At 62.9% G+C, this 25,987-nt stretch carries 26 protein-coding genes; 20 read left to right on the forward strand and 6 right to left on the reverse strand.

Going from position 1 to position 25,987, the window contains the following annotated elements; all coding sequences use genetic code 11:
- The first annotated feature begins 137 nt into the window (after positions 1-137).
- The 3 genes from NLY42_RS29340 (at position 138) to NLY42_RS29350 (ending at position 3,659) form a co-directional block, all read left to right on the forward strand.
- On the forward strand, positions 138-1,460 hold the full coding sequence (locus NLY42_RS29340) for an NAD(P)H-dependent oxidoreductase (RefSeq protein ID WP_023709918.1): 1,323 nt from the start codon (positions 138-140) through the stop codon (positions 1,458-1,460).
- Between the two features lie 20 nt (positions 1,461-1,480).
- On the forward strand, positions 1,481-2,968 hold the full coding sequence (locus NLY42_RS29345; RefSeq protein WP_023754062.1) for a xylulokinase: 1,488 nt from the start codon (positions 1,481-1,483) through the stop codon (positions 2,966-2,968).
- A 157-nt stretch (positions 2,969-3,125) separates the two neighbouring features.
- Entirely contained in the window at positions 3,126-3,659 is a 534-nt protein-coding gene (locus NLY42_RS29350) for a hypothetical protein (RefSeq protein WP_023754061.1), read from the forward strand.
- Between the two features lie 17 nt (positions 3,660-3,676).
- On the opposite strand, the gene NLY42_RS29355 is transcribed toward NLY42_RS29350, so the two are convergent.
- Entirely contained in the window at positions 3,677-4,639 is a 963-nt protein-coding gene (locus NLY42_RS29355; RefSeq protein ID WP_023668527.1) for a sugar-binding transcriptional regulator, read from the reverse strand.
- 287 nt (positions 4,640-4,926) lie between these two features.
- On the opposite strand from NLY42_RS29355, the gene NLY42_RS29360 reads away from it, so the two are divergent.
- The 11 genes from NLY42_RS29360 (at position 4,927) to NLY42_RS29410 (ending at position 16,607) form a co-directional block, all read left to right on the forward strand.
- Entirely contained in the window at positions 4,927-5,910 is a 984-nt protein-coding gene (locus tag NLY42_RS29360) for an ABC transporter permease (RefSeq protein ID WP_050589004.1), read from the forward strand.
- 129 nt (positions 5,911-6,039) lie between these two features.
- A complete protein-coding gene (locus NLY42_RS29365) occupies positions 6,040-6,978 on the forward strand; it encodes a sugar ABC transporter substrate-binding protein (RefSeq protein ID WP_023668529.1) in 939 nt (312 codons plus the stop codon).
- A 29-nt stretch (positions 6,979-7,007) separates the two neighbouring features.
- Entirely contained in the window at positions 7,008-8,516 is a 1,509-nt protein-coding gene (locus NLY42_RS29370; protein ID WP_023696615.1) for a sugar ABC transporter ATP-binding protein, read from the forward strand.
- A 106-nt stretch (positions 8,517-8,622) separates the two neighbouring features.
- Complete coding sequence (locus NLY42_RS29375) at positions 8,623-9,387, forward strand: SDR family oxidoreductase (RefSeq protein WP_023754060.1); 765 nt, start codon at positions 8,623-8,625, stop codon at positions 9,385-9,387.
- A complete protein-coding gene (locus tag NLY42_RS29380; RefSeq protein ID WP_050588669.1) occupies positions 9,365-10,183 on the forward strand; it encodes an SDR family oxidoreductase in 819 nt (272 codons plus the stop codon). Before NLY42_RS29375 ends, NLY42_RS29380 begins: the two co-directional genes overlap by 23 nt.
- A 425-nt stretch (positions 10,184-10,608) precedes the next feature.
- A complete protein-coding gene (locus tag NLY42_RS29385) occupies positions 10,609-11,583 on the forward strand; it encodes an ABC transporter substrate-binding protein (RefSeq protein ID WP_286488922.1) in 975 nt (324 codons plus the stop codon).
- Positions 11,584-11,652: 69 nt separating this feature from the next.
- Complete coding sequence (locus tag NLY42_RS29390) at positions 11,653-12,732, forward strand: quaternary amine ABC transporter ATP-binding protein (RefSeq protein ID WP_023754058.1); 1,080 nt, start codon at positions 11,653-11,655, stop codon at positions 12,730-12,732.
- Entirely contained in the window at positions 12,729-14,708 is a 1,980-nt protein-coding gene (locus NLY42_RS29395) for an ABC transporter permease (protein ID WP_023754057.1), read from the forward strand. Before NLY42_RS29390 ends, NLY42_RS29395 begins: the two co-directional genes overlap by 4 nt.
- Before the next feature lie 7 nt (positions 14,709-14,715).
- The gene (locus NLY42_RS29400) at positions 14,716-15,516 is read left to right on the forward strand and encodes a hypothetical protein (protein WP_023726365.1); all 801 of its coding nucleotides are present in this window, start codon (positions 14,716-14,718) and stop codon (positions 15,514-15,516) included.
- Between the two features lie 4 nt (positions 15,517-15,520).
- Positions 15,521-15,658, forward strand: coding sequence for a hypothetical protein (locus tag NLY42_RS29405; protein WP_023726364.1), 138 nt, complete (start codon positions 15,521-15,523; stop codon positions 15,656-15,658).
- Positions 15,659-15,812: 154 nt separating this feature from the next.
- The gene (locus NLY42_RS29410; RefSeq protein ID WP_023754056.1) at positions 15,813-16,607 is read left to right on the forward strand and encodes a hypothetical protein; all 795 of its coding nucleotides are present in this window, start codon (positions 15,813-15,815) and stop codon (positions 16,605-16,607) included.
- A 41-nt stretch (positions 16,608-16,648) separates the two neighbouring features.
- Here NLY42_RS29410 and NLY42_RS29415 read toward each other — a convergent pair whose 3' ends face one another.
- Positions 16,649-18,007: a trimethylamine monooxygenase gene (locus NLY42_RS29415; RefSeq protein WP_023754055.1), complete on the reverse strand. Its 1,359-nt coding sequence runs from the start codon at positions 18,005-18,007 to the stop codon at positions 16,649-16,651.
- 265 nt (positions 18,008-18,272) lie between these two features.
- Between NLY42_RS29415 and NLY42_RS29420 the strand changes: the two genes are divergently transcribed.
- Positions 18,273-18,983, forward strand: a complete 711-nt coding sequence (locus NLY42_RS29420) for a helix-turn-helix domain-containing protein (protein ID WP_023687066.1) — start codon at positions 18,273-18,275, stop codon at positions 18,981-18,983.
- 154 nt (positions 18,984-19,137) lie between these two features.
- Positions 19,138-19,509 carry an endonuclease domain-containing protein gene (locus tag NLY42_RS29425; protein WP_023701508.1) on the forward strand — a complete coding sequence of 124 codons (372 nt, stop codon included), beginning with the start codon at positions 19,138-19,140 and terminating at the stop codon, positions 19,507-19,509.
- A gap of 117 nt (positions 19,510-19,626) precedes the next feature.
- Here the strand turns inward: NLY42_RS29425 and NLY42_RS29430 are convergent, their stop codons facing one another.
- From NLY42_RS29430 to NLY42_RS29445, 4 genes are read right to left on the reverse strand one after another with little or no spacing between them, the layout of a single operon-like run.
- Entirely contained in the window at positions 19,627-20,667 is a 1,041-nt protein-coding gene (locus tag NLY42_RS29430; protein WP_023754054.1) for a heme-dependent oxidative N-demethylase family protein, read from the reverse strand.
- Between the two features lie 9 nt (positions 20,668-20,676).
- The gene (locus tag NLY42_RS29435; RefSeq protein WP_023754053.1) at positions 20,677-21,642 is read right to left on the reverse strand and encodes a PDR/VanB family oxidoreductase; all 966 of its coding nucleotides are present in this window, start codon (positions 21,640-21,642) and stop codon (positions 20,677-20,679) included.
- Complete coding sequence (locus NLY42_RS29440; protein ID WP_023754052.1) at positions 21,639-22,235, reverse strand: dimethylamine monooxygenase subunit DmmA family protein; 597 nt, start codon at positions 22,233-22,235, stop codon at positions 21,639-21,641. Before NLY42_RS29440 ends, NLY42_RS29435 begins: the two co-directional genes overlap by 4 nt.
- Positions 22,236-22,276: 41 nt before the next feature.
- Positions 22,277-23,410, reverse strand: coding sequence for an aminomethyl transferase family protein (locus tag NLY42_RS29445; RefSeq protein ID WP_023684428.1), 1,134 nt, complete (start codon positions 23,408-23,410; stop codon positions 22,277-22,279).
- Between the two features lie 284 nt (positions 23,411-23,694).
- Here NLY42_RS29445 and NLY42_RS29450 point away from each other — a divergent pair, with 284 nt between their 5' ends.
- From NLY42_RS29450 to NLY42_RS29465, 4 genes are read left to right on the forward strand one after another with little or no spacing between them, the layout of a single operon-like run.
- Entirely contained in the window at positions 23,695-23,982 is a 288-nt protein-coding gene (locus NLY42_RS29450; protein WP_023668544.1) for a hypothetical protein, read from the forward strand.
- A 28-nt stretch (positions 23,983-24,010) separates the two neighbouring features.
- Positions 24,011-24,388, forward strand: coding sequence for a hypothetical protein (locus NLY42_RS29455; RefSeq protein WP_023668545.1), 378 nt, complete (start codon positions 24,011-24,013; stop codon positions 24,386-24,388).
- Positions 24,389-24,415: 27 nt separating this feature from the next.
- Positions 24,416-24,577 (forward strand): hypothetical protein, encoded by a 162-nt coding sequence (locus NLY42_RS29460; protein ID WP_023668546.1) that lies wholly within the window; start codon positions 24,416-24,418, stop codon positions 24,575-24,577.
- A gap of 14 nt (positions 24,578-24,591) precedes the next feature.
- On the forward strand, positions 24,592-25,986 hold the full coding sequence (locus NLY42_RS29465; protein WP_023668547.1) for an APC family permease: 1,395 nt from the start codon (positions 24,592-24,594) through the stop codon (positions 25,984-25,986).
- Position 25,987: the final 1 nt, after the last annotated feature.

Genomic DNA, 25,987 nt, shown 5'->3' on the forward strand with positions numbered 1-25,987 from the left:
ACCCGACGAATCCTCCGTGGGAGGTTTGGCCCTGCAGCCATTCTCCGATTTGCGGGTTGAAATATTTTTCAAATGGAAATAGGAATGTTCAAAATGATGATTTGACGCTGCGGCGCGTCATGACTGGAGGAAGCGATATGGCCCATCCGCAATTTGCAGCGGAACTTCTGCAGCGCGCTGAAGCCCAAGGGCCTATCACCATCGGACTCGCCGGCGCCGGGCAGATGGGCACCGACATCGTCGTCCAGGTGGCGCTGATGCCGGGCATGCGGATCGGTGCCATTTCCGAGGTGCGGCCGCAAGCGGCGATCGATGCCGCACTGCTCGCCGGCCATGACCGCTCCGGCATCGTCCAGGCTGCGAACGCCTCTGCCATCGACCGCGCCATCGAGGCCGGCAAGATCGCTGTCACCGAAGATCTGCATGCGCTGGCCGCGGCCGGCCGCATTGATGTCATCATCGACGCGACAGGCAATCCCAACATCGGCACGCTGTTTGCGCTCGAAGTGATGAAGAACGGCAAGCACATCGTTATGCTCAATGTCGAGGCGGACATTACGATCGGCCGCTTCCTCAAGGAGGAAGCGCGCAAGGCCGGCGTGGTCTACACCGGTGCGGCCGGCGACGAACCCGCCTGCACGCTGGAGATCATCGGCTTCGCCAAGAGCCTCGGCTTCAACATCATCGCCGCCGGCAAGGGCAAAAACAACCCGCTCAAGATCGACGCCATGCCCGCCGACTACGAGAAGGAAGCGGCCGAGCGCAACATGAATGCGCGCATGCTGGTCGAGTTCGTCGACGGTTCCAAGACGGCGATCGAGATGGTGGCTATCGCCAACGCCACCGGGCTGGTGCCCGACGTGCCGGGCATGCACGGCCCGACGGCGACGCTGGAGGAACTGGCCAGCGTGCTTTGCCCGCGCGAGGATGGCGGCGTGCTGCATCGCAAGGGCGTGGTCGACTATTCCATCGGCAAGGGCGTGGCGCCCGGCGTGTTCTGCATCATCGAAACGAGGCATCCGCGCGTGCTGGAGCGCATGGTCGACCTCAAGGTCGGCAAGGGCCCCTATTTCACGATCTACCGTCCCTATCACCTGACAAGCCTTGAAGTGCCACTGTCGGCGGCGCGCGCCGTGGTCTACAAACGCGCCGACATGGAGCCGCTCGACCACCCGGTGGCCGAAGCGGTGGCGGTGGCCAAGAGCGATCTCGGCGCGGGCCAATCGCTCGGCATGATCGGCGAGAACGACTATCGCGGCTTCGCCATGACCTGGGAGGACGCCCGCGCCAAGGGCGCGCTGCCGCTCGGGATTGCCGAACGCGCCAAGGTGGTCAAGCCGGTCAAGACCGGCGACTTCCTCACCTATGAAAATTGTGTACCCGACGATTCGATGGTGATAACGCAGATCCGCCGCCGTCTCGACCAGTCGGACGGACAGTTTGTGACCAACGCCGCCTGAACCTTCGGGATCTCCCTGTGATGGACGATGTCGTTATCGGGATCGATGCCTCGACGACGGCGGTGAAGGCAATCGCCTTCACCCGCGACGGCGCGGAGCTGTTCCAGGCGCGCGAGGCCTATCCGCTGGCCAATCCGAAGCCCGGCCATTTCGAGCAGGATGCCGAACATTGGTGGGCAGCCCTCATCAGTGCGCTGAAGCAGGTCGCCGACAAGGTCGGCGCCGCGCGCGTGGCGGCAATTGCCATAGCCCATCAGCGCGAGACCTTCACCCTGATCGATCAGGCCGGCACGCCGCTCATCCCGGCGATCCTGTGGCTTGACGAGCGCGCCCGGCCTCAAGTCGCCAAGCTGTCGGCCGAGCTTGGCCGCGAGACGATCCGCGACTGGAGCGGCAAGCCGCCGGATCCGACGCCGGCGCTCTATGCCATCGCCTGGCTGGCGGAACACCAGCCGCAGGTGCTGGCCAACGCCGCCGCCCTGGTCGATGTTCATGGCTTCTTCGTTCACCGGCTGACCGCACGGCTGGTAACCAGCACGGCAAGTGCCGACCCGCTCGGCTTGCTCGATGTCGCGACAGGCGAATGGCACGCTGAGCTTGTGGCGGCTGCAGGGCTGCAGCCACGGCAGTTGCCGGCGCTGATCGGCCCAGGCGAAATCTGCGGCGGCCTTGCCGAAAGCATTGCCCAGCTGACTGGCCTCAAAGCGGGCACGCCAATTGTCGCCGGCGCCGGCGATGGCCAGGCCATGGGTCTCGGCATGGGCGTCTATGGTGCCCGCAAGAGCTATCTCTCGCTCGGCTCCGGCGTCGTCAGCGGCTGCTATTCCGGCACGGTCACCACATCGGACGCGTTTCGCACGCTGGTCTCGCCCACCGGTTCGGGCTTCATGCTGGAAACCGTGCTGCGCTCGGGCATGCAACTGGTCGACTGGATCGTGCGCACCACCGGCGCGTCTTCCGCGGCAGAACTGGAGAAGGGTGCGGTCGATGTTGCGGCCGGCAGCGACGGTCTTTTGGTCATGCCCTATTGGGCCGGCGTCATGAGCCCCTATTGGGATGGCGCGGCGCGCGGCGCCGTTGTTGGCCTGTCGCTCGACCATGAGCCCAGGCATCTCTTCCGCGCCACGCTGGAAGGCATCGCTTTGGAGCAGGCCATCGCCAGCGAGGCGATGGAGGCCGAAAGCGGCGGCAAGCCGGGAGAGATGATTGCCGCCGGCGGCGGCACCAATTCGGCGCTGCTGATGAAGATCATGGCCAGCGTGCTGGAGCGGCCGCTGTTCGTGTCGCCGGTCAACGAGGCGGCGGCCCTTGGCGCGGCGATGCTGGCGGCTTCGGCGATCGGCTGGTTCGCCTCGGCGGAAGACGCCGCCAAGGCAATCGCGGCGGCGCCGGCCAGGCGTGTCGATCCTGACATGACGCTGGTGCCGGCTTACCGGGCGCGCAAGGCGATCTACCGCGACCTCTATCACGCGACACGCGACATCCACGCGCGGCTCGGTGCGATCTGAGTTCAAGCGCAGCTTGCCTGCGTGAGGCTCCCATGCCCAACCTGCCCAGCTTGCCGATTTTGCGTCCTGCCCGGCCAATGCTAGACTCATCGGGCTAATGAAAGCAGTATTTCACCTTGCCGCCCTGCCCTGGATTGTCGCGCTTGCGGCAGCTCCAATGACGGCGCGTGCGCAGGACGAGCCGCCCTTCGAGGTCACGCTCGACATGGACAATGACGGCAGGATGGATCGGGCCGCGATCGCGGCGGATTCCGACAGCGGGCTGGCGGATCTCTCGATCCATCTGGCTGCCGGCGAAGGAAAGCTCGATCCTTCGCGCAAGCCTGACTTCGTCAAGAAGGCGCTGACGCAGGACCGTATTCTCGGGCTCGAAAGCAAGGGCAAGGGATCGCTTGTCGTCACCTCGTGCTTCGGCTGCGGCGCCAACAAATCATGGGATACAACGCTGACCATCGTCTGGCGCGGCGGTAAATTCCTTGTCGCCGGCTACAGTCGCGACTGGGACTGGAATGTGCAGAAAGCCGACGGCTCGGTCGAGACGACGCTGGGCGGCTGCGACATCAATTTTCTCACCGGCAGAGGCGTTGCCTCAAAGGACCTGGACGACGGCAAACCGGTCGCGGGAAAATTCGTGCCGATCGCACTGGCCGACTGGTCGGACGACAGTCGTCCGGAGCCCTGCGAATTCTGACCGACGCCGGACAGCGCTCAACGATTGAGCAGGCCTTTGGCCGCATCCTCATCGGTGATCAGCACCGAAATCCTGGTGTTGGCCAGCGCCGCGCGCATCACAGCGACCTTCTCCTGACCACCTGAAACCAGTATGATGCTCGGAATATCGGACAAATCCTGCAGCGGATAGGCGCAGACGCGGCGGTTGACCTCATGGTCGACCGGGTGGCCCTCGGCGTCGATGAAATGGCACAAGAGGTCTCCGACCGCGCCGGCGGCCTGCAGTTCCTCAAGTTCGCTCGGCTTGATGAAGCCGTAATTGGCGATCGGGCTGTCCTTGGAAAACGAGCCGACGCTGAGCACGGCGATGTTGGCGCGGCGCGCGCGGAAGACGACATCCTGGACGCTGCGCTGGCTCATGAAGGCATCGCGCTGTTCCGGCTTGTCGGCATAGACCGGCACCGGCAGCAGGAAACATTCAGCGCCGATCTTTTCGGCGAACTCCCAGGCGCTTTCGGTCGGGTTGAGCGGCTGCGCATGGGTGAGGCCGCCGAGCATCGAGACGACCGTCGTCCTGGCGATCGGCCGCCTCGGCAATTCGTTGATGGCGAATTTCAGCGTGCGGCCCCAGCCCAGCGCAATGACGTCGCCGGCATTCACATTGTCGGCGAGATAGGCGGCAGCCGCGTGGCCGATCATCAGCGGCGCGTTGCTGCGATCAGCGGCTGATGGCACCACGACCGCCTGGCTGAGCCCGAAACGCTGCTTCAGGCTCTCCTCGAGCTGCACGCATTCGACGACACTGTCGCGAATGCGGAACTGCACGATGCCCTCCTCTCGCGCAGCGGAGAGAATGCGGTGCACCTTGATGCGGCCGACGCCGAGGATCTCGGAAATGCGCTCTTGCGTCAGACCTTCGACATAGTAATGCCAGGCGGCCCGGGCCTTGAGCTCGGCATCGGGGAAGCGCGAGGCCTTCTCATTTTCGACGGTCGCCATGCTCGTGCTCTCCCGCGGCAGATTTCGGAAATCTTTTCCGCAAAGCGCCGCCCCCTGGCCTTCCCTAGGACAAACCGCCCGGTGGCGCAAACCTTCGCCGAATGGCGCAACGGCTCTTGACAATTTTCTAATGAACAGTTTAGCTGAACAAAATTGCATATCAAAGATAAATTGTTCACAGGGAGGTGCCTGGTGAACAAGAGCGGACGGCAGGCCATCGTCGTTTCGCTGACGGAGGAGACGAAGTGGCCGTGAGTAATGATGCAAGCGAGTCGAAGGCTGGCGAGTTGAAAGCCGCGCCCGGCGCTCAAGGTGCGACGGCCGCGAAGCTTTCGGCGCTGTTTGCCGGAACCATGGGGCCGCTGATCGGGCTGCTGCTGCTTTGCCTGGCGCTGACGCTGACCACCGACACGTTCCTCACCGTGCGCAACATCCTCAACGTACTTGACCAGATCACGGTGCTCGGCATCATGGCAATCGGGATGACGCTGGTGATCCTGATCGGCGGCATCGATCTCTCGGTCGGCTCGGTGCTGGCGCTGGCCGCCATGGTGATGGGCTTTGTCTCCCACCCCGACTATCTCAATCTCGGCCTTGCGGCCGGCGTCGTCGCAGCACTGGTCGTCGCCGGCCTTTGCGGACTGGTGTCCGGCCTGCTGGTGACCGTCACCCGGCTGCCGCCGTTCATTGCGACGCTGGCGATGATGTCGGTGGCGCGCGGTCTTGCCAACATGATCACCGACGGTTCGCAGATCGTCGGCTTTCCCGACTGGTTCACCAGCCTGTCGATCATCCGCCATTTCGGCTTCCTGTCGGTCACAGTCGGGGTGATGATGGTGCTGGCGATCGTCTTCGCCATCTTCCTCAACTACCGCGCCACCGGCCGCAGCCTTTACGCCATCGGCGGCAGCGCCGAGGTGGCGCGGCTCTCCGGCATTCCGGTGAAGTCGCTGACCAACTGGGTCTATGCCATCTGCGCCGTGCTTGCGGGTCTTGCCGGCATCGTGCTCGCCGCGCGGCTGGATTCGGTGCAGCCGAGTTCCGGCCTGGGCTATGAGCTCGACACCATCGCGGCGGTGGTGATCGGCGGCGCCAGCCTGTCGGGCGGCATCGGCTCGATCGGCGGCACCGCGGTCGGCGTGCTCATCATCGGCGTGCTGCGCAACGGGCTCAATCTGCTCGGCGTCTCGCCCTTCATCCAGCAGGTGGTGATCGGCGTGGTGATCGCGCTGGCGGTCGCCAGCGATACCTGGCGGCGCAGGGCGCGATAGAGAACGGGGCACAATTGAGAATTCGCCCGGAGCGTCCGGGCGATAGACGGATCGGTCGATCCGAAACTGGGATGTTCCAAGGGGCGCGATGCGCTGGCGGGACAGTTTGACTATCAACGGAGGAAACACATGCTGACCAAACGTTCATTGCTGCTTGCCGCTGCCGCCATCATTCCTATGCTCGGGCTGACCGACATGGCCTCGGCCAAGGAGGCCAAGAAACTCGGCCTCGCGGTGGCCAATTTGCAGGCCGACTTCTTCAACCAGATCAAGCAGTCGGTCGAAGCCTACGGCAAGGAGAAGGGCATCGAGATCGTCACCGTCGACGCCAAGGGCGATTCAGCGACCCAGGTCAGCCAGGTGCAGGATCTGATCACGCAGAACATCGACGCGCTGATCTACATTCCGGCCGGCGCCACAGCCGCCACCGTGCCGACCAAGACCGCCAAGGCCGCCGGCATTCCGGTGGTCAATGTCGACCGCAACGCAGACGGCGCGCCCGGCGACACCTTCATCGCCACCAACAGCGTCGCCTCGGCGCAGGCGGTGTGCGACTACATCGCCAAGCAGGCCGGCGGCAAAGGCGAACTGATCATCATCCACGGCCAGAAGGGCACGACGCCGGAAGTGGATCGCTCGAAGGGCTGCGGCGAAGCGCTCAAGGCCTATCCCGATATCAAGGTGGTCGGCGAATTGTGGAGCGAAGGCTGGCACCAGGACGAAGGCTTCAAGCTGACGCAGGACCTGCTGCAGTCGCATCCCGATGTCTCCATCGTCATCGGCCAGGCCGATGCGCTGGCGCTGGGTGCGGCACAGGCGGTCAAGGTCGCCAATCCCGGCCACAAGGTCTGGGTTGCCGGCTTCGATGGCGACGTGGCCGCACTCAAGGCGCTGAAGGACGGCGTGTTCGACGTCACCGCGACGCAGCAGACGCAAGGCATGGGCCGGCTCGCCGTCGATGCGGCGATCAAGCTGGTGGCCGGCGAAAGCGTTCCGGCCGAACAGCTGCAGGATGCGACGCTGACCACCAAGGACAATGTCGAGCAGTTCATCGCCAAGCATCCGTAACGACCGGCACCGCTTAAGAGAGCGCCACGATGTCTCCTGATCCTCGCCACAGCGAAAGCCCGCACAACGGGCTCTTCGTCAACGGCCTTTGCAAGAGCTACGGACCGGTCCAGGTCCTGGCCGATGCAAGCTTTGAGGTGCGGCCGGGCGAGGTTGTGGCGCTGCTCGGCGAAAACGGCGCCGGCAAGTCGACGGTGTCCAATATCATCGCCGGCTCGACCCGGCCCGACGCGGGCACCATCATCTGGCGGGGGAAGCCCTATTCCCCCGCCTCGCCCGCCGCGGCAATCGATGCCGGTGTGGGCATGATCCATCAGGAACTGAAGCTGCTGCCGGATCTGTCGGTGGCGGAAAACGTCTATGTCGGGCGCCTGCCGATGCGCGGCGGTCGCATCGACCGCGCAGCGATGAACGCCAAGGCCTCGGCGCAGTTGAAGCGGCTTGGCCTCGACGTCTCGCCCGAGCGCAAGGTGGGCACACTGCGCATCGCCGCCCAGCAACAGGTCGAGATCGCCAAGGCGTTGACGCTCAATGCCGAATTGCTGATCTTCGACGAACCCACCGCAGCGCTCGGCGGCGAGGAAACGGAGCTTTTGTTCCAGCAGATCCGCAAGCTCAAGGCGGAGGGCATGTCCTTCATCTACATCAGCCATCGTCTCGACGAGATCGCGCAGATTGCCGACCGCGTGGTTGTGATGCGCGACGGACGCATCGTCGCCCGCCACGAGCGCGCCGATATTCCCGTGCGCACAGTGGTGGAGCAGATGGTCGGCCGCTCGGTCGAGCGGATGTTCCCGCATCTGTCGCCACCGCGCGAGGAGACGCTGCTCGAGGTCGACAACCTGTCTTCGCCGGAGAAAAGTTTCAACAACGTTTCCTTCTCGGTCAAAGCAGGCGAGATCCTCGGCATTGCCGGGTTGATCGGCGCCGGCCGCACCGAACTGGTGCGGGCGATCGCCGGCGCCGATCCGATCTCGTCGGGCTCGGTGCGCGTTGCCGGCAAACCGGTGCATCTCAGCGGGCCGGCGGCAGCCATCAAGGCCGGCGTCGTGCTGGTGCCGGAAGACCGCAAGGCGCAAGGCGTCGTGCTCGACCAGACCATCGGCGAGAATTTGGCGTTCGGCAATTTCGACCATGTCGCGCCGAAGGGCTGGGTGTTTCCGAAAGCGGTGCAGAAATTCGCCGAAGCCGGCATCGCAAGGCTCGGGGTCAAGGGCAAACCTGGCCAGGCGGTCAGCAAGCTTTCCGGCGGCAACCAGCAGAAGGTGATCATCGCCAAATGGGTGTCACGCCCGCCGAAGGTGTTCATCCTCGATGAGCCGACGCGCGGTATCGATGTCGGTGCGCGCGCAGCGATCTACGACGTCATCGCCGACCTCGCCCGTTCCGGCATGGCGGTGGTGGTGGTGAGCTCCGACCTCGAGGAGGTGCTGGGTCTGTCGCACCGGGTGCTGGTGCTGAGCCGCGGCCGCCAGCGCGGCATTCTCGGCCGCAGCGAGGCCAGCAATGTCGCGGTGATGGAACTCGCCACGAGCTGAGGACAGGAGTCGGAACAAAGCGCAGCAGGTGGTATCCTCCCAAGGACCGGACCGCGCGGGGCGCCAGCAAAGACTGGCGCCCCTTCATTTCAGGAGGGGGAACAACATGAAACTATTCGATCTCAGCGGCGACGTAGCGCTGGTAACAGGCGCCGGCAGCGGCATCGGGCAAGCGATCGCCATTGGATTGGCCGAAGCCGGCGCCGATGTCGTCTGTTTCGGCCACACCTCCAAGGGCGGGCTGGACGAGACGGCGCACAAGATTTCGGCACTTGGCCGCAAGGCGCTGGTGCTGACCGGCACGGTGACGTCGGAGGCCGATCTCGCGTCAGCGATCGAGCGCACCGAGAACGAACTCGGCGCGTTGACCATCGCCGTCAACAATGCCGGCATCGCCGGGGCCGAGCCGGCCGAGACGCTGCCGCTGGAGACGTGGCAGAAAATCTACGACGTCAATGTCAGCGGCGTGTTCCTGTCCTGCCAGGCCGAAGCGCGCGCCATGCTTTCACGACGCAAGGGCTCGATCATCAACATCGCCTCCATGTCGGGTTCGATCGTCAATCGCGGCCTGACCCAGGCGCATTACAATTCGTCGAAGGCGGCCGTTATCCATATGTCGAAGAGCCTCGCCATGGAATGGGCCGATCGCGGCCTGCGCGTCAATGTGGTGAGCCCCGGCTACACGCTGACGCCGATGAACAAACGGCCTGAGGTCGCCGAACAGATCAAGATATTCGAGCGCGACACACCAATGGGCCGCATGGCGACGCCGGAAGAGATGGTCGGGCCGACCGTGTTCTTGGCCAGCCGCGCCGCGAGTTACGTCACCGGCATCGACCTGATCGTCGATGGCGGCTTTGTCTGCTGGTAGGAGAAGAAAAGTGCAGAAGCGTTTTGAAGGCAAGACTGCGGTCATCACCGGCGCGAGCGGCGGCATCGGCGCGGCGATGGCGAAGCGCTTTGCCGAAGAAGGTGCGGCGGTCGTGGTCAGCGCCATCGATACCCGCGTCGAGGACGTCGCCGCCGGCCTGAAAGCGGAAGGCGCCAAGGTCGCGTCGATGCGCATGGACGTTACCAAGAAGGATGAGGTCACCGCGCTTTACGACCTCGCCGAGAAGGAATTCGGCCGCGTCGACATTTCGGTGCAGAATGCCGGCGTCATCACCATCGCCCGGATCGAGGCGATGACCGAAGCCGAGTGGGACAAGGTGATGGCGGTCAACACAAAGGGCGTGTTCCTGTGCTGTCAGGAAGCGATCGCCCGCATCCGCAAGCATGGCGATGGCGGCCGGCTGATCAACACGGCATCGGGCCAGGCGCGGCAGGGTTTCATCTACACACCGCACTACGCGGCGTCGAAGTTCGGCGTCGTCGGCATCACCCAGAGCCTGGCCAAGGAAGTGGCCAAGGAAAAGATCACCGTCAACGCCATCTGCCCCGGCATCATCGACACGGACATGTGGGCCTATAATGACGCGGCGTGGGGCAAGCTGATGGGCGACTACAAGCCCGGCGAGCTGATGGCCGAATGGGTGAAGAACATCCCGATGGGCCGCGCCGGCAGCGGCGAGGATGTTTCCGGCCTGGTGAGCTTTCTCGCCAGCAACGACGCCACCTACATCACCGGCCAGACCATCAATGTCGATGGCGGCCTGATCATGTCGTGAAGTCCGCTCCGGCGGTTGGCAATCGACCAGTCTGAAATTCGGCGCAGCACAGGGCATCAGCCGTTGCGCCGCATGAACGTTGGTATATATAATTTCATCCCATGAAACGGCCTTGGCGAGGACGGGGCTCGCCGGCCGAGATCATGGGACCTTGATGGCTCGCACGTCTGAGAGCGCCGCTGGAGCGGCGATCGATCTGTTGACGATTGCTCACGCAGCAATCCATCCGATGCCATGACGCGGGCCCGCCCGGCATCACATAAACACCAAGTCGAGCAACCATTTCGCCTGCGCAAGTTGCGGCCGCGGCACTGGCTTGGTGCGAACGAGCTTGCGTAACGACCCCCCCTTTCCAACACAATCAAGAAAAGACGCAAGAAGGGAACGATCAAGAAATTTCCACATGGTTTGACAGGAGAACAAGCATGTCATTTCGCAGTGTGATTTCGAACCTATCAATGGGAGCCTTGGCGCTTGCCACCGCAAGTGCGCTTACATCACCGGTCCACGCAGCAGCACCTGAATCCAACGACCCGATCAAGATCGCGCTGTTCGACTGGACCAGCGTCAACCTCAACGCCAAGATCCTTGGCGGTATCCTCGAAAAGCTCGGCTATACCGTCGAATATCCGACCGCCGACTACCTCTCCAGCCTGACCACCGGCCTCACCAATGGCGACCTCGATGTCGGCCTGGAGTTCTGGGACACGACGGCCGGCGAGGCGATGAAGGCTTCAGACGCCACCGGCCAGACCGAGCGGCTCGGCAAGCTCGGGCCGAAGGCCAAGGAGGAATGGTGGTTTCCCGAATATATGAAGGAGAAATGCCCCGGCCTGCCCAATTGGGAAGCGCTGAAGGACCCGAAATGCGCCGAGGCGTTCTCGACAGCGGAGACGGCGCCGAAGGGCCGCTATCTCGGCGGCCCGGTAACCTGGGAAGGCTTTGACGACGAGCGCGTCGAGGCGCTGAAGCTGCCCTTCACCGTCATCCATGCCGGCACCGACGCGGCGATGTTCGCCGAGTTGGACTCGGCCTATCAGCGCAAGGCGCCGATCATGCTGTGGATCTATTCGCCGCATTGGGCGCCGGCCAAGTACAAGGGCGAGTGGGTCGAATTCCCGGAGTATACGCCCGAGTGCTACACCGACCCGAAATGGGGCACCAACCCGGATGCCAAATACGATTGCGGCAAACCGCATGGCGAGATCTGGAAATACTCCTGGTCCGGCATGAAGGACAAATGGCCGATCGCCTACAAGGTGACCAAGGCCTACACGATCGACACCGATGAGCTCAACAAGATGAGCGGCGAGATCGATCTTGGCGGCAAGACGTCGGAAGACGTTGCCGCCGCCTGGATCGCTGCCCACGAAGCCGACTGGAAAGCCTGGGCGCAGTGATCGCCTGACTGGAAGCCGGACCCGGCCTAGCGGCCGGGTCTTATCTCCATTTTCCAGAAGGACCATTGGATGACGGAAGCGACTGAACCGCAGGCAGTTGGCACGCCAAAGGATGCGCGGCCGATAAAGCTTGCTTGCCGCAATGTCTGGAAACTGTTCGGATGGAACGCGGCCAGCTTCATCCGCGAGCGTGACGGCAAGGCCAGCATGGCCGATGTCGCTGCCGCAGGACTGGTGGGTGCGGTGCGCGCCGTCGATCTCGAAATACGCCAGGGCGAGATCTTCATCATCATGGGGCTATCCGGCTCCGGCAAGTCGACGCTGGTGCGCTGCATGTCGCGGCTGGTCGAGCCGACCCACGGCAAGGTCGAATTCGAAGGCAACGACCTGCTCAAGATTTCCGATGCGGCGCTGATCGAACTGCGGCGTCATCGCATGGGTATGGTGTTCCAGAATTTTGCGCTGCTGCCGCATCTTAACGTGCTCGACAACATTGCCTTTCCCCTGAGCATCCAGGGCCAGGACCGACCGACGCGCGAAGCGAGAGCGCGGGAGGTGATCGATCTCGTGGGCTTACGCGGCCGCGAGCATTTCTATCCGCGCGAACTCTCCGGCGGCCAGCAGCAGCGCGTCGGCATTGCCCGCAGCCTCGCGACCAAGCCGGAGATCTGGTTCCTCGACGAGCCGTTCTCGGCGCTCGACCCGCTGATCCGCCGCGAGATGCAGGACGAGCTGATGCGGCTGCAGACCATGCTGCACAAGACCATCGTCTTCATCACCCATGATTTCGACGAGGCGATCAGGCTCGCCGACCGCATCGCCATCATGAAGGATGGCGAGGTCATCCAGATCGGCACGCCGGAACAGCTGGTTGTCAACCCGGCGACCGACTATGTCGCCGAGTTCACTAGAGACGTCGACCGCGCCAAGGTGATTTCGGCGCGCAGCCTGATGCGTGCCTGCGATGGCGCCGAACATGGCGGCACGGTTTCGCCCGACGCCAGGATCGCCAGCTTCTCGGCCAGCATCGTCGCTTCGGGAAAACCGTTCGCGGTGGTCAACGGCAGCGGCAAGCCGATCGGCGAGGTGACGCCGCAAGCCGTGATCGGACTGCTGGCCGGCATCGACAAGCAAAGAGCTGGCGCATGACGGTCACGGCAAGCGCCAGCCAATCGAGGCCGCCGGTTCAGCGCTGGCTGCTGGTCTGGGCGCTGGCGCTGGCCGCCGTGCTGGTGGTATTCCTGCTGCAGGAGAGGCTGCCATGGGCGGTCGACTATCCGGCCGAGGCGGTTATCCCGGTCGCCGACTGGGTCAGTGCGCTGATGCGCTGGATCAAGTCGAACTTGTCCTGGCTGACCCGCTCGATCACCGCGGTGCTCGGCGTTCCCCTCGATTTCGCGCTCGACCTGCTGGCCAAGAATTTCAAGATTGGTCACGGTGCCGATGCCTATGTCCTGCCGCGCCTGTCCTGGATCGGCGTCTGCGTAGCCGCCTTCATCGCCGGGCACGCCGTGGGCGGTAGAAAACTCGGCATGCTGGTCGGCGGCTGCTTCCTCTACACCGCGCTGTTCGGCCAGTGGACCAGCGCCATGCTGACACTGGCACTGATTTCCATCGCGGTGCCGTTCTGCATCGTCACCGGCCTGTTCGCCGGCATCTGGGCGTGGCGCAAGCCATGGGCCGAGCGGCTGATCATCTCCCCTGCCCTCGATTTGATGCAGACCATCCCGACCTTCGCCTATCTCATCCCGATGCTGCTCCTGTTCGGCAACAGCCCGGTCTCGGCGATGATCGCCACCGCCATCTTCGCCACGCCGCCCATGGTGCGGGCAACGATGCTGGGTCTGTCGCGGGTGCCCTCCGAGATCGACGATTTCTCAGAGATGGCCGGCTGCACGGCGCGGCAGAAATTGTGGCGCGTGCAGCTGCCGTCGGCGCGGCCGACACTGATGATCGGCGTCAACCAGGTGATCATGCTGGCGCTGAACATGGTGATCATCGCCTCGATGATCGGCGCCGGCGGCCTCGGCTATGATGTGCTGCTGGCGCTGCGTGCGCTGAAGGTCGGCGAAGCGATGGAAGCCGGGCTCGCCATTGTGGCGCTCGCAATCGCGCTCGACCGGCTGAGCCAGGCGATCGCGCATAAGCAGGCAAAAGGCCACGTTCAACGGCAGGCGAACCAGAGCGTTTGGCGGCGCTATCCCAATCTGTCGCTGGCCATCGCCATCCTGGTCGTGACGACGCTGCTCGGCCTGTTCGTACCGGCCTTCGCAGCGGTGCCGAAGGAGATCACCTTCACCACCGCGCCACTGTGGAAGGCGGCGGTGAGCTGGGTGACGATCAACTTCTTCGACGTGATCGAAGCGTTTCGCGTGGCGCTCATCCTCAATGTACTGAACCCGCTGCGCGCCTTCTGCGAAGGCTTTCCGTGGCTCGGCGCGGTGGCCCTGCTCGGCCTCGCCGGCTATCAGCTCAGTGGCCTGCGTTTGGCCGCCCTTGTCGCGGCGCTGACCGCCTTCTGCGCCGTCACCGGCCTTTGGGAAAAGACTATGGCCACAGTCTATCTCTGCGGCATCTCGGCCTTCATCGCCTGCCTGATCGGCATTCCGATCGGTCTCGCGGCCGCCCGCAGCGACCGCTTCGAAAAGATCGTCACGCCCATCATCGACACGCTGCAGGTGCTGCCGTCCTTCTGCTTCATCATTCCCGTGGTGATGCTGTTCCGGGTCGGCGACGTCACCGCCATGATCGCAACGGTCGCGTTCGCCGTGGTGCCAGCGATCCGCTACACCAATCACGGCATCCGGCAAGTGCCGCCGGCGCTGATCGAGGCGGCGAAGGTTTCCGGCTGCACGCCGCGCCAGACCTTCTTTCGCGTGCAATTGCCGCTGGCGCTTCCCGAAATCATGCTGGGCGTCAACCAGACGATCCTGATGGCGCTGGCGATGATCATCATCTGCGCCATGGTCGGCACACGCGACCTCGGCCAGGAAGTCTTCATCGCGCTGTCCAAGGCCGATTCCGGACGCGGCATTGTCGCGGGTCTCGCCATCGCTTTCATCGGCATCGTCGCAGACCGGCTGTTCAATGCCTGGACGGCGAAGGCGCGGGCAAGACTAGGATAATTGTTGAATGTCCAATCCCGGCGAACCGCCTTTTGCCGTACTCGTCTTCGACATGGCCAAGACCGGCGAGCCGGACGGGGAGCACGTAGTTTCGGGGTTTGAGACGCTGGAGGCGGCGACGTCCTACGCCATTGCGCGGGTTCGCGCCTCGGTGGAGGAGTTGCGCAAGCCCGGCATCGCCACTGCTGAGCTTCGCCAGCTCTGGCACCTCTATGGCGAAGACTGTTCGGTGCTGAACGCCGGAGTGCGCGGCAGCGATCTACTCGACGATTTCATTGCGACGCCGTCGATGCCGGCCGAATGCAACTGGCAAGTTCTCGCGCCAAGGCTGCGCCGCTTCCGCGCCTCGCTGCTGATCTCCAACGGCAACAACGAATCCGTCTGGGCGGGCGGCTTCTTTCGCTCGACCTACAGGCTGACGCGAGACGGCCTCCTCGAGCGCTTTGGCGACGACGCCATTGCCGCCTTCAAGGCCAAGGGGATCGAGCCGGCGGAGCCGACGAAGCTCATGGTCGCCAATTACTTCGAGCTTCCCGACCCGCCCTACCCGCCGCCAGGCGTGACGCTGCGATCCTGGAAGGTCGAGGTCGGTTTTGTCTGCCATGACGTGAAGTTCGGCGGCGACGCCGCCGGAATCTTCGCCTGGCCGCAAGAGCCCACCGACTGGGCGCTCAGAACCATGCAGTTCCTGCTGATGGCCGACATGATGGCCATGCGCGGCGATGGCCCCGACTGGGCAAACGACTGCGAGATACTAACCGCCAAGGTGACCGAGACGGAGGCGCCTCCCGACTATCCGCTGGATTGAAGTGATGATCATCACCTGCCCCGTGGCCGGCACACGCGATCTCGGCCAGGAAGTGTTGGTCGCACTGTCCAAAGTCGCGGCATTGTCGCGGGCTGGCAACAACCTGCCATCGACATCATCGCGGTCGGTCTTCGACCCCTGAGCCGCGAAAGCTCAAGCACGGCTCGGATAGACGGTTTCGCCTCTTCTGGAGTTCGCCTCTTCTGGAAATGGCAGGCCGCGCTCCAGCTCTTGACTTTGACGCATTTTCGCGCGGAAAGCTGCTTCATCCTCGACCAGCCTGAGCTTGCTGCCGAATGCCCGATCAGCGCAAACCGCCTTTTACTGTCGTCGTCTTCGACATGGCCAAAACCGGCGAGCATGTGGTTTCGGGGTTTGAGACGTTGGATGCGGCTACGTCCTACGCGATTGCTCGGGTTCGCGCCTCGGTGGAAGAGCTGCGCAAGCCTGGCATCGCAGCAGCCGAGCTCCGGCGGCACTGGCATATCCATGGTGAGGATTGCACGGTGCTGAACGCCAATGTGCGCGGCAGCGATCTGCTTGACGATTTCATCGCGACGCCGGGGACACCGGCCGAATGCGACTGGCGGGCGCTGGCGCCACGACTGCGCCGTTTCTACGCCGCTGTGAACGTCTTCAACAACGATGGCAAATCTATCCGGGTCAGCGGCTTTTTCCGCGCGACCTACCGGTTATGGCACGCTGGCCTGCTCGCACGATTTGGCGACGACGCCATCGCCTCCTTCAAAGCCAAAGGCATCACGCCGGCAGTGCCGACGAGAGTCTCGGTCGACCATCACTTCGAGCAGCCCGATCCGCCGCGCCCGCCGCTCAGCGATATCAGGCCGTTGCTGTCGTGGAAGGTCGAGATCGATTTCGGATGCACCGATGTGAGGTTCGGCGCCAAAACCGACGGCGTCTTCGCCTGGCCCGAGGAGCCGACCGGCCGGGCACTCAACGACATGACACATCTGCTGATGGCTGACAGGCTGTCTATGTACGGCACCGGCCCGGAGGGTGCCTATTATAGCGAATTGGTGTGGGTCAAGGTGACGGAGACCGATGCGGCTCCCGACTACCCTCTGAATTGAAACTGGGCCGGTGCCGGCGCATTGTTTTGCATCACGCCGACCTATTCCGCCGCCACGCCCTTCACCTGGAGATAGCTTTCCATCGAGTCGTCCAGCGCCTGCAGCCAGGGCGTATGGTGCAATGGCGCCATGGTGCCGGTCATCAGCGAGCGGTAGGCGTGGTCGCGAAAGCTCATAATGTCTTCCGCCTTGTGGTGCTCCCATTCCATGAAGGTCTGGTTGACCGCCTCGACGTCGAAGCCGGGATAGTCGGTCTGGTCCATCAGTTCCTTGGTGTAGTCGCCCTGGAACCAGATCATCTGCTCGGCGTCTTCCAGCGTCTCTTCGCGTGCCCGCCACTTGGCGCCGTGCTCGGCCATCGCCTGTCCCGACGGCAGCTTGATGCGGCCCATGATGACGTCACGGGCGAACCAGGCCTGGGCGTCGAACATGTTGAAAGTGTAGAACTGGTCCTGCATGCCGATATAGGACAGTTTCGGGTTCTTCTCCCACACGACGCCCTCATAGAGCCCGTCCGGCCACATGCGGTTGGCGGTCTTCAGCTTCAGCTCTTCCGTGAGGAACGGGAAGGAATGCAGATAGCCGGTGCACAGGATGATGGCGTCGACGTCCTTGGTGGTGCCATCCTTGAAGTGCGCCGTCTTGCCGACGACCTTCTGCAGCAGCGGCACTTCCTTCCAGTTCTCCGGCCATTTGAACCCCATCGGCTTGGAGCGGTAGCTGGAGGTGATAGATCTGGCGCCGTATTTGTAGCATTGCGAGCCGATGTCCTCGGCAGAATAGGAGCGGCCGATGATCAGTATGTCCTTGCCCTTGAACTCCATGGCGTCGCGAAAATCATGGCTGTGCAGGATGCGGCCGTTGAATGTCGAAAAGCCTTCGAAATAGGGAACGTTGGGAACGGAAAAATGCCCTGAGGCGACGACGACATTGTCGAACTCCTCGGAGTAGGTGACGTCGTTGGTGCGGTCATGCGCGGTGACGGTGAATTTCCTCGTCTCGTCGGAGAAAGTCACCATGCGCACCGGGCTGTTGAAGCGTACCCATTCGCGCAGGCCTGATTTCTCGACGCGACCCTTGATGTAATCCCACAGCACCGCGCGCGGCGGGTAGGATCCGATCGGGCGGCCGAAATGCTCCTCGAACGTGTAGTCGGCGAATTCCAGGCACTCCTTCGGTCCGTTCGACCAGAGGTAGCGGTACATCGAGCCGTGGACGGGATCGCCGTGCTCGTCGAGGCCGGTGCGCCAGGTGTAGTTCCACAGGCCGCCCCAGTCGGACTGCTTTTCGAAGCAGACGATTTCGGGTATCTCGGCGCCCTTGTCGGCAGCCGACTTGAAGGCCCTGAGCTGGGCCAGACCGGATGGCCCCGCTCCAATGACGGCAACGCGCGTTTTCATGGCAGGCCTCCCGGTGTCATTCGATTTTTGGAATTGCTCTTACGAAACAAATTTCACTCACAGGACAGTAATTGCCTCTTGGATGCTGTCAACAGGCCTTGTGGAGAAACCGCGTTTCGCCCCAGAGGATTTCCGGAAACGGATGACGGCGCAAATCCGGTGCGGACACCATTCGACTTAACGGGCTTGCTGCGCGGTTGCGTTTCTGTATCGGCACCGAATATCTTCACCTGGAGTGAAATAATCATGGGGATTCGGGGGCGAGATGGCGAAGACAAGTTCCGACTCCAAGACTGCTTCGACAAGGGCAAAGCCACCGGCGAAGGCATCCGTGGACGGGAAGACCATCCGCGCGCCGCTGACGCAGAACCCGCATGCCATTCGCGACACCCGCGAAAAAGTGCTGGAGGTGGCGATCGGGCGCGAGGTGCGCGCCTTCCGCAAGAAGCTCGGCATCACCGTCGCCGATCTCGCCGTCGCCACCGATATTTCGCTGGGCATGCTGTCGAAGATCGAGAACGGCATCACCTCGCCGTCGCTGACCACACTGCAGGCGCTGTCGAGGGCGCTCGGCGTTCCCGTCACCGCCTTCTTCCGCCGATTCGAGGAAGAGCGCAGCGCCGTCTTCGTCAAGGCCGGCGAAGGGCTAGATGTCGAACGCCGCGGCACCCGCGCCGGCCATCAATACAATCTGCTCGGCCATATCGGCTCCAACACCAGCGGCGTCGTCGTCGAGCCCTATCTGATTACGCTGACCGAGGATTCGGATGTGTTCCCGACCTTCCAGCATGAGGGCATGGAATTCCTCTATATGCTGGAGGGCGAGGTGGTGTACCGGCACGGCAGCAACCTCTATCCGATGAAGCCGGGCGACAGCCTGTTCTTCGACGCCGACGCGCCGCACGGGCCGGAGCAACTGACGAAACTTCCGATGCGGTATCTGTCGATCATTTGCTATCCGCAGAGCGCGGGGTAGGAGTTCGATCTTCCCTTGATCCTCTCGTGCGGAGATCAGTAGTTCCGCGACGGCCCCCCCTTTGCAACATCGGCGATCGGCGAAAGCCGACGTGACATCCGATCTCCCCACTTGAGGGGGAGATGTCCGGCAGGACAGAGGGGGGCGAACCGCGATGACGCATAATCTGGTTTCCGCCAACAACCGCCGCAATGCCCGCAGGATGCGCAAGGTGATGACCGATGCCGAACTCAAGCTTTGGAACGAGATCAGGGCACACAGGCTGATGGGACTGAAGTTTCGGCGCCAGATGCCTATCGATGGCCATATCGTCGATTTTGCGTGCCCGGACAAAAAGCTGATCATCGAGCTTGATGGTTCCCAGCATGGCCAAGCCGAAACGTCGGAATCGGACGCCGCAAGAACCGCCAAGTTTGAAGCTCTGGGCTGGACGGTCCTGCGCTTCTGGAACGACGATGTCATTCGCGATATCGACAATGTCTGCCAGCATGTCGTGATTGTGGCTGGGCTGAGCGGCGCGCCGTGAGCTTCGCCGAAGCGCTGGGATGGACATTGGGCAAGGGCCGGCACTCTACGGCGCCCCCCTCTGCCCTGCCGGGCATCTCCCCCTCTTGGGGGGAGATCAGCAGCTTTGTGGGCATCTTTAGTCCGGCCCGAACCCCGGTGACGTCGCACTGCCATCATCCAGCTTCGACAGCCATTCCACCAATGTCGGCCGATACCGCGTCAGGCCCTTGTAGGTGGCCAGCTCTTCCGGCAAATCCCGGATCACCCGGTGCAGTCGTCTTGCCCATTTCGGCTGTGTCACCAGTTCGTCCATCTTGATGAGATAGCAGCGGATCGGGAAGACGATGCCGTTCGAGCGCGGCAGCCGCCAGAAGCTTTGCAGTTCGACGCGCAGATGCACCTTGTCGCCGACATTTTCGGGCGTCACCGTCGCGCGGTCCGGGCCCCATTTGTGGTAATTCTCCGGGCTGGTGTCGAGGCGCGGGTTGATGGTCATCGTCCAGTTGAGACGCCGCGCCGGCTTGCCCTGCTGGATGTTGGTGAGGAACTTCAGCGCCCTGACGAAAATCCCCTTCTCATGCGCCAGCGGCACCGGCGCGTGCCATTCGAAGAAATTCATGCCGATGTCGAAATCGAGCGACCAGTCGGCCTGGGTGGTGACCATGCCGGCGTCCATCCACAGATTGCCGTCGCGCTGATCGAGGATGCAGAAATCGCCCTGGCTCTGGCGGGTGATGTACTCCATCGGCCCGTAAGGCAGTGTCGAGGTGTCGCCGAAGGTGAAGGTGTCGTCGATGCCGAGCGGTCGGTTGATCCAGCGCCAGCGGTCGCCGTCGCGGGTCAGGGTGAAATGCTCGGGATAGCCAAGTGCCTGTTGCTCCATCAAAAGTTCGAGCAGGTCCCAGCCGGCCAGCGTCATATGCGGCAGCGACTGGCAGCGCAGCGGATCCTCGGCCAGCACCAAAGCGCGGTCCTGCATCTCGGCGACATAGTGCTCGTCGACGTCTATCAGGTTTTCCAGCACGCTGCCCTTGGGACCGACGACATGCGGCTCGATGTTGACCGCGTACATGTAGGCGTCTTCGTGGAACGGAAACGGAAACCGCCTGATGTGCTCCGGGCTGTTGTTGAAGGTGAAATCGTCGCGAAACGTTTCCTTGCGAAAGGTGATGCCCAAGCTCGCCTCCTATCTTTCCAGGACCAGCGACTTGCCTTCGAAGCGCGACACGCACGGCATGATCTTGCAGCCGGAACGGTGGTCTTCCTCACTCAGCCAGTGGTCGTTGTGGATGAACTTGCCGTCATGCGAGATGACGTTGGTCTCGCACTGGCCGCAGACACCGCCGCGGCAGAGATAGGGCGGATCGACGCCGGCGGCCTCGATCGCTTCGAGCAGGCTCTGCTGCTCGCCGACGCGGATGGTCTTGCCGCTGACGGCAAGTGTGACGTCGAACGGCAGGCCGGGCTGGGGTGCCGCGAAATGCTCGTAGTGCACGGTCTCCGCCGGCCAGCCGAGAGCCGCAGCGCGCTCGCGCACCCAGTTGATCATGCCGGTCGGGCCGCAGACATAGAGATGGGTGCCGAGCGGCTGCGAGGACAAGAGACGGTCGAGTTCGATGCGCTCGTCGCGGTCGTCCTGATAGAGCCGGACGCGACGGCCATAGCGCTCCTGCAGCACATCGGCATAGGTGCCGAGCGAGGCGGTGCGGCAGGTGTAGTGCAGCTCGAAATTGCCGCCGGACCCGGCGAGCTGCGAGGTCTGCGCCATGAACGGCGTGATACCGATGCCGCCGGCAAGCATCAGATGCTTCTTGGCCCTGAGGTCGAGCGAGAACAGATTGACGGGGTAGCTGACCACCATCTCCAGGCCGGGGTTGACGCTCCGGTGCATGAACAACGAGCCGCCGCGGCCGACATCGTCGCGGCGCACCGAGATGGTGTATTCGCGGGTGTCGAGCGGCGATCCCATCAGCGAATAGGGATTGAGCCTTGTGCGGTCGCCATCGCGCATCTCGACCACGACATGGGCGCCGCCGGAAAAGGTCGGCAAAAGCTCACCGTCACGGCGGCGGAAATGGAAGCGCGTCACCAGTTCGTTGACCGGGACGACGTCGCTGACGACGACATCGAGCTTGGTGGTGCCGGTGCTCATGGGAAGACCTCCTCCATGGGAGGAATCTCCGAGCGATCCTCGGCATTTATGCAGACGCCCTGGAATGCTGCCAGCCGTCGCGAATAATGATCGCGCACCAGAAGCAGCAGGCCGCAATGCGCGCAGGTGGCCGGCTGCGTCGTCACATTTTCGGTGATGCCTTTGCAATGCACGCACTGCATGCGCCGCGCCAATGAGCCGCGATGCTCGGTCTGCATGGAGGTATGATCGATGCCGGCTTCGAGCGCCACCTGCATTGCCTGGCCGATCAGCCCTTCGGTGCCGGCGAGATAGAGGCGCAGGCCCATATGCGCGTTGGCAAGCGTCTGCTTCAGCCGGGGCAGCAGGCTGGCGAAGGTTGGCGCGACATGAAACTGCGCGGACTTCAGTGCCTCAAGAGCGGCAACGTGCTTGCCGTCGGCCCCGGGAATGAAGTCGATTTCGGCGCCGTCGAAGAAGCCGGGGGGCGACGTCCTTGCCATATCGACGATCGCCAGCGCGCCTTCCGCATCCGCCACGAAAAGATGATGCTTGCCGGGCTGCGGGGACAGGGTTCCGTAAATGGGCCGGCTGATGATCGTTTTGGCTGCCATTCTCTACTTCGTACCTCGAAACCCTCGCTGTCGATTGTGCCTCAGCCTTTCGCCGTGCGCTTGGTTTTTTTGGGATCGTCGAAGGGCAGAGGCTGCGCCGTCGCCCTGATCGAACCGCTCTTGTTGCGGATCTCGAGCCTGGTGTCCTTGACCGCGCAGTCGACGTCGAGGCGGGCGATTCCCATCGATTTCTCGACCAGCGGCGAATACATGGCGCAGGTGACCACGCCGACCTTTTTGCCGTCGCGATAGACCGGCGCGCCCTCATCCGCGGGTTGCTTGCCGTCGAGCAGCACGCCGTAGATCTTGAAGCGCTCCTTGCCCTTGAGGCGGTAATGCTCTTCGGCGCCACGAAAGCCGGTCTTGCCGGGGCTGACGGTGAAGTCGAGGCCGAGCTCCCACAGCGTGTCGCCGGGGCCTTCGTTCTCGAACGGATATTTCTGCGAGTTGTCATAGGGATAAAACAGCAAATAACTTTCGACGCGCAGCATATCGAGCGTGGTGAAGCGGCACGGAATGATGCCGGCGCTCTTGCCCTCGTCGAGGATCCTGTCCCAGATCGTGCCGGCGTCCTGGCCGCGGCAGAATATCTCGTAGCCGCGCTCGCCGGTATAGCCGGTGCGCGAGATCATGACGGGAAAGCCGAACAGCTGCGTCTGCATATGATGGAAATAGTTGAGGTCGCGAATGCCCGGCACATGCTTTGAGAGATAGTCGACCGCGGTCGGCCCCTGCAGCGACAGATCGTGCAGATTGTCGTCGAAGCGCAGCGATACGTCGCGGCCGACGGAAGCGCGCTGCAATTCCTCATGGCCGGTGCCGGAGCCGTGCACCACCATCCAGGCGTTCGGCCCGGTGCGGTAGAGGATGCAGTCGTCGGTGAATTTGCCGGCCTCGTTCAGCATGCAGGCATAGGCCGACTTGCCGGGATAGATCTTCTCCACGTCGCGCGTCGTTGCCAGGTCGATGAGGTGTGAGGCGTGCGGCCCGGTGATGTGAACCTTCTTCAGGCCCGACACATCCATCAGCCCGGCCCTGGTGCGGATGGCGGTGTATTCCTCGTCGGCGTCCTTGTCGTAGGTCCAGGCGGTGCCCATGCCGCTCCAGTCTTCGAGCTTCGAGCCTAACGCGCGATGGCGATCCGCCAGGGTCGAAAATCTCCAGGATGCCGTCATCCGCAAATCCTCCGTTCGAAAATTCTATTGTGTTCCCGGCTCCCTGCGCGGAGGCGGGAGCATTTGGTCGAATATTGATCGCAAACGTCCTGATGCCGCAATACCCGGAAGCAAATAATTTCATTGTCAGGCAAAATTCGCGGCTGGGGACAAACGGTTAACCCAACGTAAAATCGGCTTGACAATTGCTGGATTCGGCCCGAATTTATGAAAAAAATTTCACTCTGTTGAAAGAGGGCAGCGGGCGGCCAATTCGGGGTCGGGCGCTGGAAAAGGGGAAACCGATGTCAGACCTGCAGCAGCGCATCGAAGCGCTGTACCGTTCCGACCTGCGCGGGTCCGCGCTCCTGATCATCTGCCTTTGGGCGACGATCCTCTTCGTGCTCGTCATGACATGGCCCTACATCCCGGACACCGGGATCAAGATCGTCGTCGCCATCGCTGCCGCCGCCGTGCTGATCTTCAATACGGCCGCCATCCTGGCGATGGTCAATCACTACAAGGAAGACAAGGACTTCATCTACGGTCTCGACATCAAGAACGCCGACGCGGCCCGCAACCGCAAGTCCTGAAAACAGAACGTCCTGAGGGGTAGAAGTCATGTCGCGCTACACGCCGCCGGAACAAGGCAAGGCCGGGCAGATTTTCGATATCGTGGTCGTCGTGGTCGCCATTTTCGTGGCGCTGTGGCTGCCATTGAAACTCGGCCTGGCGGGTGCGGCGAAATCCATCGACGCGCTCGATGCCAAAACGTGGGAAGCGTTGGGACAGAACCCGACCATGGCCTCGATCTGGGAAAAGCTCGGCTATACGCCGGAGACCGCGCACGACATCATCCAGAACCGCTTCCACTACATCATCGACTGGCCGACGCTGATCATCATGGCGGCGGTGCTGATCGGCTATTTCGTCTTCCTGTTCCGCGCCTCCGACCGCGAATATCGCGACGTCATCAACGAAAAGTTCGACGACAAGTAACGCCAGAGATTTTGGGGAAGCACGCTCATGTGGGTCGCACTCTCTTACGCATCGTGGGGCATCTCGGTCGTGCTTGCGCTGTGGATGCTCTACGACTGGTTCAAGATCGACACGACCTATTCCGAGGAGGTGCTGACTTCCTCGCGCGAAGGCGAGCTTGAAGCCGCTTCCGAAAAACACCGGATCTGAGTGGGGATTGAACAATGACGATCACGCTTGAACCGGCAATACACGGCGACAGGGTTTCACTGCTACGCGTGCTCGGCCCGGCCCATGTCTGGGCGCTTGGCGTCGGCATCGTGCTGGTCGGCGAATTCACCGGCTGGAATTTCTCGGCCGACAAGGGCGGCGCACTGGCGGCGCTGATCGTCTGCTGGGTGGTCGGGCTCTTGTATACTTCGGTCGCCATGATCGACTCCGAGGTGACATCGACGGTTGCCGCCGCCGGCGGCCAATACGCGCAGGCCAAGCACATTGTCGGGCCGCTGATGGCCTTCAACGTCGCGCTGTTCCTGGTCTTTGCCTACACCATGCTGGAGGTTTCGGACGCCATCCTGCTCGGCGACACCATCGTCGCCAAGGCCGGCGTCGAAGGGCTCACCCACAACTCCTTCATTGCCGCCACCATCGTCGTGCTGGCATGGCTGAACTATCGCGGCGTGCTGATGACGCTCAACGTCAACTTCGTCATCACGGCGATAGCCTATGTCTCGATCGTTATCCTGTTCTTCTCGGTCAGCCCCTGGACGCAGGGTGCTGTGCTGAAGCTCAACGAACTGGTCACCCCCGGCAATGCGCTGCCCTATGGCTGGATCGGCGTCATCGCGGCCTTCCAGTTCGGCATCTGGTACTATCTCGGCATCGAAGGCACCACGCAGGCCGCCGAGGAAGTGCGCTCGCCGGCGCGTTCGCTGCCTTACGGCACCATGGCCGGCATGATCACGCTTTTGATCGCCGCCGCCATGACCTGGTATGTCTGCGCCTCGCTGATGCCCTGGGAGTACCTCGGTATCACCTATTATCCCTTGTGGGACGCCGGCAAGCTGACCGGCAGCCCGCTGCTGGAAAACCTGTTGTTCGTCGCCACGCTGCTCGCGGCACTGGCGTCGGCCAATGGCTGTATCAACGATGCGGCCCGCGCGTGGTTCTCGCTTGGACGCGACCGCTATCTGCCGACATGGTTCTCGGCCGTGCACCCGAAATACCGCACGCCCTATCGCTCGATCCTGTTCCTGTTGCCGATCGCGCTCGCCTTCGCCTTCATCGCCGACCTCAACCAGGCGATCACCTTCTCAATCCTGTCGGGCGTGCTGCAATACACCTTCATGAGCATAAACATCATGATGTTCCGCAAAAAGTGGCCGCTGGGCACGATCCGCCGCGGCTATACGCACCCGTTCCACCCGATCCCGGCGATCGTGCTGTTTTGCCTCTGCGTGGTGACCTTCTTTGCGATCTTCCTCGGCTACGGCACGCAGCTGATCGCCATGGTCGCCTTCTACTTCCTGATCTCGCTGTGGTTCCACTTCTACCGTTACCGCTATGTGCGCCGCGGCGACCAGTTCACCATGCCGTGGCCGAAGCCGCAGGGCTATTGAC

The organism is Mesorhizobium sp. C372A (assembly GCF_030323245.1).
Lineage (GTDB): Bacteria > Pseudomonadota > Alphaproteobacteria > Rhizobiales > Rhizobiaceae > Mesorhizobium.

Bases quoted from the DNA above. Each gene is read 5' to 3' on its own strand.
- NLY42_RS29340 (WP_023709918.1), top strand. From the start codon at position 138: ATGGCCCATCCGCAATTTGCAGCGGAACTTCTGCAGCGCGCTGAAGCC.
- NLY42_RS29345 (WP_023754062.1), top strand. From the start codon at position 1,481: ATGGACGATGTCGTTATCGGGATCGATGCCTCGACGACGGCGGTGAAG.
- NLY42_RS29350 (WP_023754061.1), top strand. From the start codon at position 3,126: ATGACGGCGCGTGCGCAGGACGAGCCGCCCTTCGAGGTCACGCTCGAC.
- NLY42_RS29355 (WP_023668527.1), bottom strand. From the start codon at position 4,639: ATGGCGACCGTCGAAAATGAGAAGGCCTCGCGCTTCCCCGATGCCGAG.
- NLY42_RS29365 (WP_023668529.1), top strand. From the start codon at position 6,040: ATGCTGACCAAACGTTCATTGCTGCTTGCCGCTGCCGCCATCATTCCT.
- NLY42_RS29370 (WP_023696615.1), top strand. From the start codon at position 7,008: ATGTCTCCTGATCCTCGCCACAGCGAAAGCCCGCACAACGGGCTCTTC.
- NLY42_RS29375 (WP_023754060.1), top strand. From the start codon at position 8,623: ATGAAACTATTCGATCTCAGCGGCGACGTAGCGCTGGTAACAGGCGCC.
- NLY42_RS29380 (WP_050588669.1), top strand. From the start codon at position 9,365: ATGGCGGCTTTGTCTGCTGGTAGGAGAAGAAAAGTGCAGAAGCGTTTT.
- NLY42_RS29385 (WP_286488922.1), top strand. From the start codon at position 10,609: ATGTCATTTCGCAGTGTGATTTCGAACCTATCAATGGGAGCCTTGGCG.
- NLY42_RS29390 (WP_023754058.1), top strand. From the start codon at position 11,653: ATGACGGAAGCGACTGAACCGCAGGCAGTTGGCACGCCAAAGGATGCG.
- NLY42_RS29395 (WP_023754057.1), top strand. From the start codon at position 12,729: ATGACGGTCACGGCAAGCGCCAGCCAATCGAGGCCGCCGGTTCAGCGC.
- NLY42_RS29400 (WP_023726365.1), top strand. From the start codon at position 14,716: ATGTCCAATCCCGGCGAACCGCCTTTTGCCGTACTCGTCTTCGACATG.
- NLY42_RS29405 (WP_023726364.1), top strand. From the start codon at position 15,521: ATGATCATCACCTGCCCCGTGGCCGGCACACGCGATCTCGGCCAGGAA.
- NLY42_RS29410 (WP_023754056.1), top strand. From the start codon at position 15,813: ATGCCCGATCAGCGCAAACCGCCTTTTACTGTCGTCGTCTTCGACATG.
- NLY42_RS29415 (WP_023754055.1), bottom strand. From the start codon at position 18,007: ATGAAAACGCGCGTTGCCGTCATTGGAGCGGGGCCATCCGGTCTGGCC.
- NLY42_RS29420 (WP_023687066.1), top strand. From the start codon at position 18,273: ATGGCGAAGACAAGTTCCGACTCCAAGACTGCTTCGACAAGGGCAAAG.
- NLY42_RS29425 (WP_023701508.1), top strand. From the start codon at position 19,138: ATGACGCATAATCTGGTTTCCGCCAACAACCGCCGCAATGCCCGCAGG.
- NLY42_RS29435 (WP_023754053.1), bottom strand. From the start codon at position 21,642: ATGAGCACCGGCACCACCAAGCTCGATGTCGTCGTCAGCGACGTCGTC.
- NLY42_RS29440 (WP_023754052.1), bottom strand. From the start codon at position 22,235: ATGGCAGCCAAAACGATCATCAGCCGGCCCATTTACGGAACCCTGTCC.
- NLY42_RS29445 (WP_023684428.1), bottom strand. From the start codon at position 23,410: ATGACGGCATCCTGGAGATTTTCGACCCTGGCGGATCGCCATCGCGCG.
- NLY42_RS29450 (WP_023668544.1), top strand. From the start codon at position 23,695: ATGTCAGACCTGCAGCAGCGCATCGAAGCGCTGTACCGTTCCGACCTG.
- NLY42_RS29455 (WP_023668545.1), top strand. From the start codon at position 24,011: ATGTCGCGCTACACGCCGCCGGAACAAGGCAAGGCCGGGCAGATTTTC.
- NLY42_RS29460 (WP_023668546.1), top strand. From the start codon at position 24,416: ATGTGGGTCGCACTCTCTTACGCATCGTGGGGCATCTCGGTCGTGCTT.
- NLY42_RS29465 (WP_023668547.1), top strand. From the start codon at position 24,592: ATGACGATCACGCTTGAACCGGCAATACACGGCGACAGGGTTTCACTG.